Source organism: Arcobacter siniprincipis (SeqCode), from assembly GCF_048571125.1.
Lineage (GTDB): Bacteria > Campylobacterota > Campylobacteria > Campylobacterales > Arcobacteraceae > Arcobacter > Arcobacter siniprincipis.
Genome location: NZ_CP182343.1, coordinates 687644 through 701685, shown reverse-complemented (window position 1 = coordinate 701685; position 14042 = coordinate 687644). Strand labels below are relative to the sequence as shown.

Genomic DNA, 14042 nt, shown 5'->3' with positions numbered 1-14042 from the left:
TCCTCTTTTATTTTGTTAAATTAATAGGTTCACCCCAAAACTGTTCTGGAATAACAAATTCTTGAACAGGGGTTCCATCTATTATATGTTCTTGCACAATTTTATCTATTTTTTCCTTAGATAATTTGCAGTACATTGTATGTCCTGGTTCTACTAAAAGAACAGGACCCATTTGACATCTTCCAAGACATGAAGTTCTAATTGCTTGCACAGGTCCCATTAAACCTTTTTCCATCATTTTTTGAGCTAAATAATTAAATAAATTTCTATTATCTTCTGTTAAACAGCTAGGTTTTGGCATCCCAGGAGGTGCGCTTTGTTCGCATTTGAACATATAGAATGTTGGTTGGGGGATAACTGGCATTTCCATTTTTCTTCCTTATTGTCATATTTTCGATAATTTTATCCAATAAATATTAAAGACTTCTAAAAACTATTTTTTTAATAAACTCTTAAAAGCTAAGATAATATACTTTATTTCTAAAAAAACAAAGGTGTAAAATGAAAAAAATCTTTATCTTAGCAATTTTAGCTATTTCAGTTTTTGCTGCAAATCCTGTAGCAATTTTAAAAACAACTCAAGGTACAATTGAAATTGAGTTAAGACCTGATATGGCTCCACTTGCAGTTGAAAACTTTACAACACATGCAAAGAATGCTTATTACAATAATCTAATTTTTCACAGAATTATAAAAGATTTTATGATTCAAGGTGGAGATCCAACAGGTACAGGTAGAGGTGGAGAATCAATTTGGGGGAAACCATTTAAAGATGAATTTTCACCAAATGCAGTGTTTGATAAACCAGGTATTTTAGCCATGGCAAATTCAGGGCCAAATACAAATGGAAGTCAATTTTTTATAACTACTGTTCCAACTTATTGGTTAAATGGTAGACACACAATTTTTGGATATGTAAAAAAAGGTATGGATGTAGTGAAAAAATTAGAAAATGTCCCGACAACTGGTCAATATCAAGGTAATAAACCTTTAACAGAGCAAAAAATTATTTCTTTAGAGATAAAATAAAATCTTACTTTCCATTATAAATTTTTGAAAGGGTTTTTGAGTCAACAAGACTCATAACTCTTTTTTCTAAATCCTCAATTCTGTCTCTTTCTTCTTTTGCTTTTTCTTCCCAATATTTGACTTTTTCTAGTAGTACTTTTTTATCTACTGAAGTATGTGTAGATTTAACTTTTTTTAACTCTTTTTCTAAATGTTCAACTTCTAAACTTGAAGCAGTTCTTAATTGACTTACTTTTTTCTGAGAATTAAGAATAAGCTTTTCCATATTATCTCTTAATCTTTTAATTTCAATTTTCAAATTCGCATTATCTTTTTGAATTTTTAAGACATCAATACCTTTTATATCACTTATCTCACTCTTCTCATATTTATTAACCTTTGATGTCAAGATTTTAATGTCATCTTTATATTTATCTAATAGTTTTAAATATTTTTCGTTATCTAATTCTGTTTTTCTAAGCTCATCAAAAAGTTGCTTAACTTGATTTTCAAGTTCATTTATTTGTACATTGTTTTTAGCAAAAGTCTCCTTTGTTCGAATAAAAATATCACTTTTTTCTTTCATTAAAGCTACTTCTACTTCCTTTTGTTTTTTAATGTCTTGTGTTATATCACTTTGAATAATCATTGAGCCATTGATATTACCATCTTCATCATGGGAAGGGATTATAGAAGAATCCAAAATCAAGATATTATTATCTTTTGTAATTTGTTTTAGCTTTCCTTTCCACATTTTATTATCTAAAATCTTTGCAAACATATTATTATAGATTTTTATATTCATATCATGATACTTTAAACTTGAAAACTCTTTTCCTATAAGTTCAGTTTTTGAAAAACCTGATATTTTACAAAAATGAGAGTTTACATAAGTTATATTCATTTGAATATCCGTTTTTATTACTATACTGTTTACATCAATTGCTTCTTTGTATAAAGAGAGCTCTTTATTTTTAGTTTTAATGATTTTTTTAGAGGATAAGTGTTCTGCAAACTCACTAATAGATTCCAATAAGGCTCTTATATCAATTGGTTTTACAATATAATTAACTACTTTTAATTTTATAGAATCAATCAAAAATTCTTTATCTGAGTATGCAGTTGAGAATATTACTCCCACCTCTTTATCAAAATTTCTAATTTCTTTTATCATATCAATACCAGACATTTTGGGCATATTAATATCACTAATTATAAGATCAATTTTTTTATGATTTTTTTTAAATACTTCTAAACCCATAACACCATTACTAGCACAAAAAACTTGGGAAAAAAAATTTGTAAGTAAAGAAGCTAATTCTGTTCTCATCAGATCATCATCTTCTACATATAAAATAGTGATCTCTTTTAATAAAGTCTTATCTAAAGACATTTAATTTATCTTTTTTTGATTAATTAACTCAATAAATTTTATAAAATCAAATGGTTTAAGTAAATAATCCTTTACACCATAACTTTCAGCTTCTATTTTATATTTAGCTTCAGTATGAGCTGTCATAATAATAATTTCCAAGTGGGGATATAAAACTTTGGCTTCTTTAATCATCTCTAAACCATTCATCACTGGCATGCTTATGTCAGTTACCACTATATCTATTTCACTAGAGTGTTCTTTTAAAACCTCTAGTCCTTCTTGTCCATTTTTGGCTAGAAGAAAGTTTACTTCTAATTTTTTTAGTGTTTCAGCAATAATATCCAACAAATCTTTTTCATCTTCTACAAAAAGAAATCTTAGTTTTTTTAGCTTATTAATACTTTCTTGTAAACTTTCTGACATCAGTCACCTTTTTTATTCTAATTCTGCTTTGCTAACAACAGTTTCAATGTCCATTATTACTAACATTTCATTATTATGCAGTCTTACAAAGCCTTTTAGATATTTTGCAGGAATTGATGAACCTATTTCAGATACTGGAGATAAAGATGTTAAGTCAAGTCTTTGTACATCATCAACTTTATCAACAACAATACCAATCATTCTTTTATCTTCTGTTACAACAGCAATTACAGCTGTATTTTGATTATTTACAATCTCACCTGTTTTAAATTTAATTCTTAAATCCACAACAGGAACAACTTCACCTCTTAAATTAATAAGCCCTTTTATATATGTAGGAACATTTGGCAAAACAGTTATCATCTCTGGATAAGTCAAAATTTCCCTAATTTTAGGTAGCTCAATTGCGTATTGCATAGAACCTAATACGAACTTCATATACTCACTTGTGTTAGCGTAATCAATTACGGCATTGTCTTTATTTTTATTTTCCATATGAACTGAACTCCTATTAATAGTGTGTTACCATTTTTTGTTATATTTTACTATATTTAGCTTAAATTTTATATATTTTTAATATCTAAAATATTACATCTAACTTTCAATTTAGAACTTTCTAATATTATTTCTTCATTAACTTGTACTTTCTCTAAACTAATGACTTGATTGTTTTTTGAAATTTGAACATATCCATCTTTTATTTTCTTGTCTGGATGAGCTGATTCATAAGCAGTTTTTAGATAAGTCAATTCATTTTGCTTTTGTCTTAATATTTGAGATAAAGCATTAGAAAAGTTTGATTTCAAATAATCTATCTCTTTTTTAATAAATGAAAATTTCTTGTCTAATGAGTGTTGCTCAAAATATTTTCTGTAATTTAATAATACTTGTTCTTTATTATAAAGAACTCTTTTAAATCTATTTTCAAATTCTACTTGTAAATTATCCAAATATTGAAGATGTTCATTTTTATCAGGAAGTGCGATTTCCATGGCATTTGAAGGAGTTGCAGCTCTAACATCTGCTACAAAGTCAGAGATTAAAAAATCAACTTCATGTCCTACTGCTGATATTACAGGTGTTTTTGCTTCATAAATAGCCCTTGCTACAACTTCTTCATTGAAAGCCCAAAGGTCTTCAATACTTCCTCCACCTCGTCCTACAATCATCACATCACAGTTTAAACTATCAGCTTTTTTTATTGAGTTTACTATATCAAATTTTGAAGCTTCACCTTGAACTAAAGTAGGAATTAAAATAAGATTTGCCAAAGGCCATCTATTTTGTGCAACTTTTTTCATATCTTCAATAGCAGCACCCGTTGGAGATGTAACCATTACAATATTTTTAGGATATTTAGGAAGAGCTTTTTTAATATTTGAACCAAAAAGTCCCTCTTTTTGAAGTTTCTCTTTTAATTGCTCAAAAGCAAGGGCAAGTGAGCCTTGTCCATCTGGATCAATTTTTGTACACATTAATTGATAATTTCCCCTTGGAATGTATGCTGTGATACTTCCAGAGATTATAATTTTCATGCCTACTTCTAATCTAAACTTTAGATATTGAGCATTTCCCCTAAACATTACACAAGAGATTGTAGAGTTTTCATCTTTTACAGAGAAATATATATGTCCTGAAGAGTGATATGTCAAGTTAGAAATTTCCCCTTGAACATATACACCTATAAAAGTAGTTTCAAGTAAAGACTTAATTTGATTATTTAGTGTTGAGACACTAATGGCTTGATTCATATGTTAAATCAAACCTTTCTTGCAATAAATAGTGTTGAGATATTCATTGAAAAACCTTTTACATAAATAGGTTCCAATCCTGCTTCTTTTAGTTCTAAACATAAATTGTCTTGGGTTAAAAATTCATCAATTGAAGTTGGTAAATATGTGTATGCTTCTTTATTTTTTGAAATAAGTCCACCTACAGTTGGTAAAATTTTATTTAAATAAAAATCCGTAAGATAATCAAGTGGAGAGTTTTTTTCATTTTTTGTAAACTCTAAAATAACTAAAAGTCCATCTTTTTTTAGAGTCCTTGCAAACTCATGGAAAGCCTCTTGTCTTTTAACAACATTTCTAATTCCATAAGATATAGAAATTATATCAGCTACTTCACTATCAAAAGGAAGTAATTCTGCACCAGCTTCTATAAATTCAACCTCTGGTAGTTTTACTTTTGCTACATCCATCATTCCAACACTTGGATCAACTCCAACTCTATTTTGAATCTCTATGGCATTTTTATCTGCTACTTTTTGCCAAGTAGTAAGCATATCACCTGTACCACAAGCCACATCAATTATTTTTTCTATTTTGTTTTTACCATAAAAAGAAAAAGCTAAATTACAAGCTTTATTTCTCCAACTTTTATCAATCCCCATACTCATAACTCGATTTGCAACATCATAAGTTCCTGCTATGTCATTGAACATTGATACTATTTTTTCTTGTTTACCCATTATAAATATCCCTATTATTTAAATAAAAAAACTCCAGCAAGTAAGCCACCTATAAACCCAATATTTAAAACCACTAATAGTTTTAAAATATCTAGTTTTTTGTCTTTTTCTTGCATAAGTTTCAATAAATGCTCTTGCATTTTTAAAGCTTCATTAAATTTTTTACTTGATTTATCTATATCATCAGTTGATTTTTTAAGTGTTAATTCTGTTAACTCTAATTTTTCAACAAGCTCTTTTGCTTGTTTGAAACTCATATCACTCATGTTATTTTTTTTCTAACCATTTATCCAAATCTTTAAAGATTGGATTTAATACATTTAACACATAATCTTGTGCTTCAGATTGTACTCTTCTAAAAAATATATATTTTTTTGCACTTGCAACATCACCAGCTTCTTTAGCCTTTAAAGCTTTTTCCCTAAAATCAGTATTATTATGTGCCATTTCCCAAACTGTACTACCTAGGTATCTGCTCATTGTAATTACTTTATCATTTTTAACTGTAAAGTATTTTGGATCTTTCATAAAATCATACATTACTGTATTTGAAGCTAAATATTTATGTCCAAAGAAATTTATAAATTGTTCTTCCACATAATCTTTTTCCATAGATATTGCACGGTTTAATGCAAATATAATATTTTCATCAGGGCTTTGTTCTATTTTTCTTATTTTTTTCATAGTTGCAATTGCATTTTTTCCATCAAGTTCACCATCACCTAAAGGAATAATCCATTTCAAGTTCCCAAAAGAACCCACTTTTTTAATCTCTTCTAAAACCAATGATGAAGTCTTATTTCCACCAACATCTATAATTATTTCATGATTATCATCCATTAAAATAAGCTCATCCAAATCACTTACTTTGTTTGTTCTTAACATTCTTTTATTTACTATTTGAGTTGTTGTAAATGATTGACTATCATTATTCTCATCATCAATTTCTATGTAAGTAATCTTTTTTCCATGCTTTTTATATAAATATGGAGCTATTACTTGCATAGCAACTGTTGATTTTCCAACGCCACCTTTAGTTTGAGGAATAATAATCATTTTTATAAATCCTTTAAGACTTTTTTTGATTTTTCATGAATTCTACAATTTTGCCATGAAATCTACAATATATCATGTTTAGTGAAATATCATAATCATAAAGCGATTCAATTTTATCGAAATTTTCATTAATTCCATATTCTAACCAAGCTTTGAGTTCATCATAACTTTCAAACTCATATCCAAAAGTTTTGAGTAATCTATTTGTGTAAGAATCAACGACCATCTCTTCTTTATGACAAGCATAACACAAAATTGCATCGCAAGTTTCTGCCCCAATTCCTTTTTGAGAAAGTAACCACTCCCTAGAGACATTTTGTTTAAAAGTTTCAAAATCTCCAAACTCTTCAAGTATATTTTCGCATATTTTTTTGATTCTTACTGACTTTTGATTTTTAAAACCACTTGGAGTAATTGCAGATATTAAAACATCTGTATCAACTGTTGAAAGTTTTTCTAAATCAAAAAGTTTTAGTTTTGTTAGGTTTTCTAAAGATTTTTCTACATTTGTCCATTTTGTATTTTGGGTTAATATTGCGCCTATAAAGACCTCAAAATCACTGTTTGTTGGCCACCAATATTTATACTTTGAATCTATTAAATTTTTTGCATTTAAAAAAATATATAAATCAAATGAGTTTAAAATACTATTCAAAGATTGCCTTTGTAATTATCTCTTCTTCTTTATCACATAATATTTTTATTTTAAAGGCATCTTTTGATTTACCATCTTCTAAATCCATCACAAGAACTTGTAAAATAGACTTACATGAGCTTGAAATAGTAAAATGCCCACCTAAACCAGTTGTTGCTTTATCTATTGGATTTTTTGCATCCATTCCTATGACATTGTCTCTGCAACCAGTTAATCCAATATCACTTAAATATGTAGTTCCATCAACTATTTGTAAATCATCAGTTCCCACATGAGTGTGAGTTCCACAAATACCACTCACTTTTCCATTAAGCATCATGGCCATGACTCTTTTTTCACTTGTAGCCTCACCATGAAAATCTATAAAAATATTTTTGATATTTTGTTCTTCGAGTTCTTTCATAATTTGGGTTGCTTTATTAAAAGGATTATCACAAATTGGCATCGCAAAATTTCCCATTAAATTTATAACTGCAAGTTTTTCACCAGCAACATCAAATACCATATGTCCAACTCCTGGCATTGCTTCAGGAAAGTTTGCTGGTCTAAGTACATTTTGAGTTGTTACTAGATTTATCATCTCTTGTTTTTTATCAAAAGAGTGATTCCCTCCTGTAATTAAATCAACTCCCACTTTAAATAGTTCATTGGCATTTTTAACTGTTAGTCCAAAACCATGACTTGCATTTTCACCATTTGCAATTACAAAATCTATTTCATATTTTGCTCTTAATTTTTTTAAATATTGTTCTATTATTTTTCTTCCTGGTCTACCAACTATATCACCAATAAATGCTATTTTCAAATTATTTCCCTTAATTTATCTAATTTGGATTGTATCAATAAAAGAGTTAGTTTTTTCTTTTACTTCTTTCATTTTTTATATTTCGAAGCATAGTCAAAAGAAAAAATATACCAATTGTAAAACTTATAATTGTTGGTATTAAATTTGTCGGATCATAAAAATTATATGCAATGGCAAAAGATAGTAATGATATTACTAAACACATCTTTATTCCTTAATATTATATCTATAAAAGTATCTAATTATTCTAATATAAATGGTTAAAAATAAAATTTAATTTTCTTTTGCAACTAAGTTGCATTTAAGAAATTCGGATGTATGATTCCAAAATCAAATGCAACTCAGTTGCATCATAAAGGAAAATAATGTTTAAGAAAATTTTAGTATTAAGTATATTAGCATCATCAGTTTTGTTTGCTAAATTAACAGTTACAACAACTATATATCCACTATATAGTGTAGTTAAAGAAGTTGGTGGGAAAAATGTTGTTCTAAATAATTTAATTCCATTTGGAACAGAACCCCATGATTTTGAACCAAATCCAAAAAGTATGGCACTTTTATCAAAAAGTGATTTATTTATAACTAGTGGTAAAGTTATGGAACCTTGGAGTACAAAAGTTATAAAATCAATGGAAATAGCTGATAAAACATTTGATATGAGCAAACATGTAAAACTAGCTACGCACAAAGAGTTTGAAGATGGTAAAGTTTATGACCCTCATTATTGGTTAAGTTTTGATAACTATATTAAGATGATAAAAAATATTGAATCTCTTTTAATCAAAAAAGACCCTGCGAACAAAAAAAGTTATCAAAAAAATGCAAGTACATATCTAAAAGAAATAACTACTTTGCAAGCAAAATATCAGACTTTAAAAACTTGTAAAAACAGAAAAGTTGTAGTAAATCATGATGCATTTGGATATTTAGCAAATGATTATGGAATAACACAATACTCTATTTCTGGTATGTCTCCTGATGAAGAACCATCAGCTAAACAAATTGCAGAACTTATTAAAATAGTAAAAAAAGAAAATATACATACAATATTTTTTGAAGAGTTTGCAAGTGACAAAATAGCAAAAACTATTGCTGATGAAGCAAATGTTAAAACAGATGAACTAAGTCCAGTTGAAAATATAACTAAAAAACAAAATGAAGAAAATGTTGGTTTTGTTTCTATTATGACAGAAAATTTAACTAAATTAAAAGATGCAATGAATTGTCAATAAAATTCTCTGACATCATAATTGATATAAAAAATCTATGCTATAAAGATATTCTTCTGGATATATCTTTTGAAATATTAAGGGGTGAATATGCTGCCATCATTGGTCCCAATGGTGGTGGTAAAAGTACCTTAATGAAAATAATATTGGGATTAATAAATCCTAATATTTCAGATATTAAACTATTTAATACCAAACAATCTTTATTCAAACAATATTATAAAATTGGATATGTACCACAACGAGCAACTTTAATTGACAGTAGTTTCCCTATTACTGTGCAAGAAGTGATTAATCTTGGATTAGCCTATAAAACTTCTTTGTTTTCAAAAATATCAAAAGAAGATCATAAAAAAATTGAATCTATTATGGAAAAAATTGAAATTACTGATTTGAAAAATAGAAGAATTTCTGAACTTTCAGGTGGTCAAAGACAAAGAGTAATGATAGCTAGAGCACTTATAAGTAATCCAGAATTATTAATACTTGACGAGCCAAATACAGGCGTAGATACCAATTCTCAAGCAAAATTCTATGAAATATTAAAAAAATTAAATAAAGAAGATAATATCACAATACTTTTTGTTACACACGATTTAGGAGTGATTGTAAATGATATAAAAAGAGTTTTATGTATTAACCAAACTCTTCTATCCTGCCATACTCCACATGAAATACTAAATAATAAACAAATGAGTAAATTATATGGCATTGACACTAATATTGTTTGTCATCATCACTAAGGAAATATATGGAAATCTTTGAATACTCTTTTATGATAAGAGCTTTTATAGCAGGTATTTTTATAGCAATTTTAGCACCTACTTTAGGTACTTTTGTAGTTGTAAGAAGGTATTCTATGTTATCTGATGCTTTAGCTCATATTTCCCTACTTGGTGTTGCCCTTGGTTTTTTATTCTCAATCTCAACAACATATAGTGCAATTTTAATAGCCATTTTAGCTTCACTTTTTATAGAATACCTAAGAAAAAACCATAATATATATTCTGATTCTATTTTATCAATATTTTTATCTTCAGCCCTTGCACTTGCAATTATTATAGTTTCACTTTCAAACTCTTTTAATGTAGCTTTATTTAGTTATCTCTTTGGTTCAATTGTTGCTGTTTCAAAAGAAGATATTTGGACAATTTGTATATTTGGAATTTTATCAGCTTTTTTTATTATCAATAATTATCAAAAATTACTTTTTGTAGCATTTGATGAAGAAGTTGCAAAAGCTTCTGGAATAAATGTAAGTTTTTTAAATTATATGTTAGTTTCACTTGTGGCAATTACTGTTGGATTATCCATAAAAATTATTGGTGTACTATTAATAGGTGCCTTAATGATTATGCCAGTAATTTCTGCAATGCAATTTGAAAAAAGCTTTTTTATAACTTGCTTATTGGCAGTACTTTTTGCAGTTTTAGCTGTTGTAATTGGGCTTTTTGTCTCATTTTATATATCTTTACCAAGTGGTGCTACTATTGTGGTAACTTCATTGGTTTTATTTATACTAAGTTTAACGCTAAAAATAAACAAAAAAAGAGCTTTATAAATCTATTTATTTAGCTCTTTTGCACATACATAAGCAGAAGAAAAAGCAAACTGAAAGTTAAATCCCCCAAGTTCGCCTGTTACATCCAAAGCTTCACCTATAAAGTATAAATCTTTTTTGATTTTGCTTTCCATAGTTTTTACATCTATTTGCTCAACTTCTACTCCACCTTTTGTAACTTCTGCTTTTGTATATCCAAAGTTTCCAGCAGGTGCGAATTCATAGTTTTTTAAAACTTCCAATTTATCTAGTTCTTCTTTTGTCAAACTACTAATTGCTTTATCATCTATTTGAACTGATTTTAAAAACTCTTGCATAAATCTTTTGGGCAGATTAAAACTTGAAGAGATATTTTTATTACCTTTTAAAAAGGATTTAAAAGTTTTATTTGGCAAAAAGTCTATACTCATCTTTCCTTTTTTCCAATATAAAGAACTATTTAAAATCACAGGTCCAGTTATTCCTTTATGGGCAAAAAGAAGACCTCCTTCAAAACTCTTATTTTCCACACTTGCTTTTACAAACATAGAAATTCCACTTAATTCTTTGAACCAAAACTGTTCTTTTTGAACAGTAAAACCTACAAGGGCTGGATTTAAAGGACTTATTTTATGATTAAAAGATTTTGCGATATCAAAAGCAATAGAACTAGCACCCAAACTTTGATAACTTAAACCTCCACTTGCTATTACTAATTTTTTTGCTTCTATCGTTTTATTGTTTGTTTTTATTTTATAGAAATCTTCATACTTTACATCTGTTACTGTTGTATTAAAAAAAACTCTTTTATTTTTTATAAGTTTTGAAAACATATCAATAACATCTTGAGAAGTATTACAAAAAAAAGTTCCTTTTACAATTTTTTCATTAAGGTTGAAATCTAAATTTTGTTTTTTTAAAAATCTAATTAAGTCTTCATTTGAAAACTCTTTTAAAACTGAAGATACAAAATCATTTTCACCTAGGTAATTATTAGACGAAACTTTGTTATTAGTAATATTACACTTTGCTCCACCTGATACTTTAATTTTTGCACCAACCTTTGCATTAGTGTCTATTAAACAAACATTATCATTTTTTAAGTGTGTTGCAAGCATCAAGCCACTTGCTCCTGCCCCTATAATTGCAATATCAAATATTATTTATCCTTTTGTTCACTTTTAGCTATTATAAAAATATTTATTCCATCTTTATATTCGTATTTAAGTATGCAATTATTTGCTTTAAGAATAGAGTTTACTATGTATAAACCAAGTCCAAAACTATTTTTACTTTTGCTCTCATTTGCAAAAAATGGTTCGAAATATTTATCAAGGGAATATTTCAGGCCTTTTCCTTTATTTTCAAATATTATTTCATCTTTCTCATTCGTTTTTACAGTCACTTTTTTATCATCTGAGTATTTTATTGCATTATCAATTAAATTTTTAACTGCCAAACAAAAAAGTTTGAAATTAACATTTAATTTTTTATTTTCATATTCTGAGATAATAACATCATCTTCTAGCATAAGCATATCTGTAGCATTATCTATAATATCATCTAAAAAATAGTTGTTTTTTACGATATTTTTTGTAGAAGAAATTAGTTCTTCAATTTGTGTAAATTCTTTAATAAGCGATTCCAATCTTGTAAATACTCTTCTCATCTTTTCAGCATTTTCATCACTATTTTCTAACTCACTTAAAAATTTACCTTTAGTAATAGGAGTTTTTAGTTCATGCATTATATTTCTAATAAAGACATTTCTTGATTCTTTTATGTCTTTTAATTTCTTTGCTGTATTTTTAAACTCTATTGCTAATTGAGAAACTTCATCTAAATCATTGGTATGGTATTCAAAATCAAAATCTTCTTCACCAAGGGTTTTAACTTTATCCTTTAAAAGTTTGATTGGATATAGTTTTTTCCAAGTAGTAATAAAAGATAGAATAATTGTAATAAACAATACTGTAAAAACTACTATTAAAGAGATTAAAGGATTCACATGTTTATAATCACTGTCTTTAAACATTATTTCTAAACCATCACTTTTTATAAATAAAAAACTATCACCATGTAAATCTAAAACTCTAACTAAAATTGTTCTGTATTTTCTCTCTAGGGCAACTCTTGTTTGGGGATTATATAAAACTGCATTCATTTTTCCAATATCATTTATAAATTCCATATCCATATTTGATAAAGACTCTACAAAAAACTTTGTCAATCCATTTGTTCTTTGTTGTTCTAATACCATCTTTGCAACTGGTAAATATTTTTTAGAAAGATGCTTTTCTTTATCATCTTGAGTATGAAGTACAAGTATAATGAAACTAGCTATAACTAAAAATATAGATATGAAAAAACTAATTGTTATAGTAAAAAATATTGATTCTTTTTTCATTGTAAAAATTTGTATCCCATTCCTCTTATTGTGTGTAAGAAATTGGGTGTTTTAGGATTGGATTCTATTTTATGTCTAATTCTATTTATAATTACTGCAAGTGAACCAATATTATCATAATCACTATTTAATAAATCACTATTTTCAAAGATATCATCCCTTGAAACAATAAATCCTTCTCTTTTTATCAAAAGAGATAAAACTTCATATTCAGCAGCTGTTAGCCTAATAAACTTTCCATTTTTTCTTATCTCTTTTTTTTCTTCGTCAAAAATGAAAGGTTTTCTTGGCTTTTCTTCTATTTTAGAGCTAATATTATATCTTCGTAAAATAGTTTTAATTCTTACTTCTAGCTCTCTTGGGTCATATGGCTTTGGTAAATAATCATCAGCTCCTAATTGTAAAGCAGTAACCTTATCAGTGATATCACTTCTAGCACTTGAGATAATAATTGGAATATCATGATTTGTAATTATTTGTTTGCAAACATCTAAGCCATCCATACCTGGAAGTGTTAAGTCTAAAATTATCAAATCAAATTTATTTATTTTTAAACTACTAAGGGCTAAAAAAGGCTCTTCGTAATTTGTTACTTTTATACTAAATTTACTTAAGTATTCAGTTAAAACTTCTGCTAATTCAGCATCATCTTCCACCATTGCTATATTTATCATTTTAAAAACCTTTATGAGTCAAGCATTTTTTTTAGTTGTTTTTTTTGTTTATCTGTTAAAATATTATAAATCTTTTTTGTTAAAGAAGCTTCGTATTCTACCATATTTTTATTGTTATTCAAAGAGATATCCATATATTTTTCTTTATCAAACTTTCCATCTTTAAACACTTTAGTATAAGAGTTTATTTTTACTTTTGGATTATTTTTAAATTCACTATTACTTTTTTTCAAATCTACTGCAAATAGAAATGTTGAGACTAAACTACTTAATAACAATACCGTTATAAGAACTTTTTTCATCTATTCCTCCTTCATTATCTTTTAGTAATTGTGACAGAGACATATAACCATTTCTAAATAAAATGTTAACTCAAAGTTAATATGTGTTACTAAAA

Annotated in this window: 19 protein-coding genes; 4 read left to right on the top strand and 15 right to left on the bottom strand. The window is 27.2% G+C overall.

The annotated features are described in order from the left end of the window. Nucleotides 1–7: 7 nt before the first annotated feature. Nucleotides 8–370, bottom strand: coding sequence for a (2Fe-2S) ferredoxin domain-containing protein (locus ACNI3D_RS03585; RefSeq protein WP_419768274.1), 363 nt, complete (start codon nt 368–370; stop codon nt 8–10). 131 nt (nt 371–501) lie between these two features. On the opposite strand from ACNI3D_RS03585, the gene ACNI3D_RS03580 reads away from it, so the two are divergent. Beyond that, nucleotides 502–1029, top strand: a complete 528-nt coding sequence (locus ACNI3D_RS03580; protein WP_419768273.1) for a peptidylprolyl isomerase — start codon at nt 502–504, stop codon at nt 1027–1029. 4 nt (nt 1030–1033) lie between these two features. Here the strand turns inward: ACNI3D_RS03580 and ACNI3D_RS03575 are convergent, their stop codons facing one another. The 10 genes from ACNI3D_RS03575 to ACNI3D_RS03530 all read right to left on the bottom strand — a co-directional run bounded on the left by ACNI3D_RS03575 (nt 1034) and on the right by ACNI3D_RS03530 (nt 7997). After that, nucleotides 1034–2401, bottom strand: a complete 1368-nt coding sequence (locus ACNI3D_RS03575; protein ID WP_419768272.1) for a response regulator — start codon at nt 2399–2401, stop codon at nt 1034–1036. Continuing rightward, nucleotides 2402–2806 carry a response regulator gene (locus ACNI3D_RS03570; RefSeq protein ID WP_129100011.1) on the bottom strand — a complete coding sequence of 135 codons (405 nt, stop codon included), beginning with the start codon at nt 2804–2806 and terminating at the stop codon, nt 2402–2404. A 12-nt stretch (nt 2807–2818) separates the two neighbouring features. Further along, nucleotides 2819–3301 (bottom strand): chemotaxis protein CheW, encoded by a 483-nt coding sequence (locus ACNI3D_RS03565; protein WP_129100010.1) that lies wholly within the window; start codon nt 3299–3301, stop codon nt 2819–2821. A 68-nt stretch (nt 3302–3369) separates the two neighbouring features. Continuing rightward, nucleotides 3370–4557, bottom strand: a complete 1188-nt coding sequence (gene xseA / locus ACNI3D_RS03560; protein WP_419768271.1) for an exodeoxyribonuclease VII large subunit — start codon at nt 4555–4557, stop codon at nt 3370–3372. Nucleotides 4558–4565: 8 nt separating this feature from the next. Beyond that, a complete protein-coding gene (gene ubiE, locus ACNI3D_RS03555; protein WP_375722876.1) occupies nt 4566–5276 on the bottom strand; it encodes a bifunctional demethylmenaquinone methyltransferase/2-methoxy-6-polyprenyl-1,4-benzoquinol methylase UbiE in 711 nt (236 codons plus the stop codon). Between the two features lie 14 nt (nt 5277–5290). After that, nucleotides 5291–5533, bottom strand: coding sequence for a hypothetical protein (locus tag ACNI3D_RS03550; protein ID WP_419768270.1), 243 nt, complete (start codon nt 5531–5533; stop codon nt 5291–5293). Nucleotides 5534–5543: 10 nt separating this feature from the next. After that, entirely contained in the window at nt 5544–6332 is a 789-nt protein-coding gene (locus tag ACNI3D_RS03545) for an AAA family ATPase (protein ID WP_013134495.1), read from the bottom strand. Nucleotides 6333–6345: 13 nt separating this feature from the next. Beyond that, nucleotides 6346–6987, bottom strand: coding sequence for a 3-methyladenine DNA glycosylase (locus tag ACNI3D_RS03540; protein ID WP_419768269.1), 642 nt, complete (start codon nt 6985–6987; stop codon nt 6346–6348). Beyond that, nucleotides 6980–7792 (bottom strand): TIGR00282 family metallophosphoesterase, encoded by an 813-nt coding sequence (locus ACNI3D_RS03535; protein ID WP_419768268.1) that lies wholly within the window; start codon nt 7790–7792, stop codon nt 6980–6982. Before ACNI3D_RS03535 ends, ACNI3D_RS03540 begins: the two co-directional genes overlap by 8 nt. A 46-nt stretch (nt 7793–7838) precedes the next feature. Next, a complete protein-coding gene (locus tag ACNI3D_RS03530) occupies nt 7839–7997 on the bottom strand; it encodes a hypothetical protein (RefSeq protein ID WP_419768267.1) in 159 nt (52 codons plus the stop codon). Between the two features lie 160 nt (nt 7998–8157). Here ACNI3D_RS03530 and ACNI3D_RS03525 point away from each other — a divergent pair, with 160 nt between their 5' ends. Genes ACNI3D_RS03525 through ACNI3D_RS03515 form a run of 3 tightly spaced genes read left to right on the top strand, consistent with a single transcriptional unit; the run spans nt 8158 to nt 10585 of the window. Continuing rightward, the gene (locus ACNI3D_RS03525) at nt 8158–9027 is read left to right on the top strand and encodes a metal ABC transporter substrate-binding protein (RefSeq protein WP_419768266.1); all 870 of its coding nucleotides are present in this window, start codon (nt 8158–8160) and stop codon (nt 9025–9027) included. After that, nucleotides 9018–9767, top strand: coding sequence for a metal ABC transporter ATP-binding protein (locus ACNI3D_RS03520; protein ID WP_419768265.1), 750 nt, complete (start codon nt 9018–9020; stop codon nt 9765–9767). Before ACNI3D_RS03525 ends, ACNI3D_RS03520 begins: the two co-directional genes overlap by 10 nt. A gap of 8 nt (nt 9768–9775) precedes the next feature. Next, nucleotides 9776–10585, top strand: coding sequence for a metal ABC transporter permease (locus tag ACNI3D_RS03515; protein WP_419768264.1), 810 nt, complete (start codon nt 9776–9778; stop codon nt 10583–10585). A gap of 2 nt (nt 10586–10587) precedes the next feature. Here the strand turns inward: ACNI3D_RS03515 and ACNI3D_RS03510 are convergent, their stop codons facing one another. The 4 genes from ACNI3D_RS03510 to ACNI3D_RS03495 are packed head-to-tail and all read right to left on the bottom strand — an operon-like array spanning nt 10588 to nt 13947. Next, nucleotides 10588–11706 carry a BaiN/RdsA family NAD(P)/FAD-dependent oxidoreductase gene (locus tag ACNI3D_RS03510; protein ID WP_419768978.1) on the bottom strand — a complete coding sequence of 373 codons (1119 nt, stop codon included), beginning with the start codon at nt 11704–11706 and terminating at the stop codon, nt 10588–10590. A 17-nt stretch (nt 11707–11723) separates the two neighbouring features. Then, a complete protein-coding gene (locus ACNI3D_RS03505; RefSeq protein ID WP_419768263.1) occupies nt 11724–12971 on the bottom strand; it encodes an ArsS family sensor histidine kinase in 1248 nt (415 codons plus the stop codon). Further along, on the bottom strand, nt 12968–13645 hold the full coding sequence (locus ACNI3D_RS03500; RefSeq protein WP_419768262.1) for a response regulator transcription factor: 678 nt from the start codon (nt 13643–13645) through the stop codon (nt 12968–12970). Before ACNI3D_RS03500 ends, ACNI3D_RS03505 begins: the two co-directional genes overlap by 4 nt. Nucleotides 13646–13656: 11 nt before the next feature. Further along, nucleotides 13657–13947: a hypothetical protein gene (locus ACNI3D_RS03495; protein ID WP_419768261.1), complete on the bottom strand. Its 291-nt coding sequence runs from the start codon at nt 13945–13947 to the stop codon at nt 13657–13659. Between the last annotated feature and the right edge of the window lie 95 nt (nt 13948–14042).

Bases quoted from the DNA above. Each gene is read 5' to 3' on its own strand.
- ACNI3D_RS03545 (WP_013134495.1), bottom strand. From the start codon at position 6,332: ATGATTATTATTCCTCAAACTAAAGGTGGCGTTGGAAAATCAACAGTT.
- ACNI3D_RS03550 (WP_419768270.1), bottom strand. From the start codon at position 5,533: ATGAGTTTCAAACAAGCAAAAGAGCTTGTTGAAAAATTAGAGTTAACA.
- ACNI3D_RS03565 (WP_129100010.1), bottom strand. From the start codon at position 3,301: ATGGAAAATAAAAATAAAGACAATGCCGTAATTGATTACGCTAACACA.
- ACNI3D_RS03575 (WP_419768272.1), bottom strand. From the start codon at position 2,401: ATGTCTTTAGATAAGACTTTATTAAAAGAGATCACTATTTTATATGTA.
- xseA (WP_419768271.1), bottom strand. From the start codon at position 4,557: ATGAATCAAGCCATTAGTGTCTCAACACTAAATAATCAAATTAAGTCT.
- ACNI3D_RS03525 (WP_419768266.1), top strand. From the start codon at position 8,158: ATGTTTAAGAAAATTTTAGTATTAAGTATATTAGCATCATCAGTTTTG.
- ACNI3D_RS03505 (WP_419768263.1), bottom strand. From the start codon at position 12,971: ATGAAAAAAGAATCAATATTTTTTACTATAACAATTAGTTTTTTCATA.
- ubiE (WP_375722876.1), bottom strand. From the start codon at position 5,276: ATGGGTAAACAAGAAAAAATAGTATCAATGTTCAATGACATAGCAGGA.
- ACNI3D_RS03585 (WP_419768274.1), bottom strand. From the start codon at position 370: ATGGAAATGCCAGTTATCCCCCAACCAACATTCTATATGTTCAAATGC.
- ACNI3D_RS03530 (WP_419768267.1), bottom strand. From the start codon at position 7,997: ATGTGTTTAGTAATATCATTACTATCTTTTGCCATTGCATATAATTTT.
- ACNI3D_RS03500 (WP_419768262.1), bottom strand. From the start codon at position 13,645: ATGATAAATATAGCAATGGTGGAAGATGATGCTGAATTAGCAGAAGTT.
- ACNI3D_RS03515 (WP_419768264.1), top strand. From the start codon at position 9,776: ATGGAAATCTTTGAATACTCTTTTATGATAAGAGCTTTTATAGCAGGT.
- ACNI3D_RS03495 (WP_419768261.1), bottom strand. From the start codon at position 13,947: ATGAAAAAAGTTCTTATAACGGTATTGTTATTAAGTAGTTTAGTCTCA.
- ACNI3D_RS03580 (WP_419768273.1), top strand. From the start codon at position 502: ATGAAAAAAATCTTTATCTTAGCAATTTTAGCTATTTCAGTTTTTGCT.
- ACNI3D_RS03570 (WP_129100011.1), bottom strand. From the start codon at position 2,806: ATGTCAGAAAGTTTACAAGAAAGTATTAATAAGCTAAAAAAACTAAGA.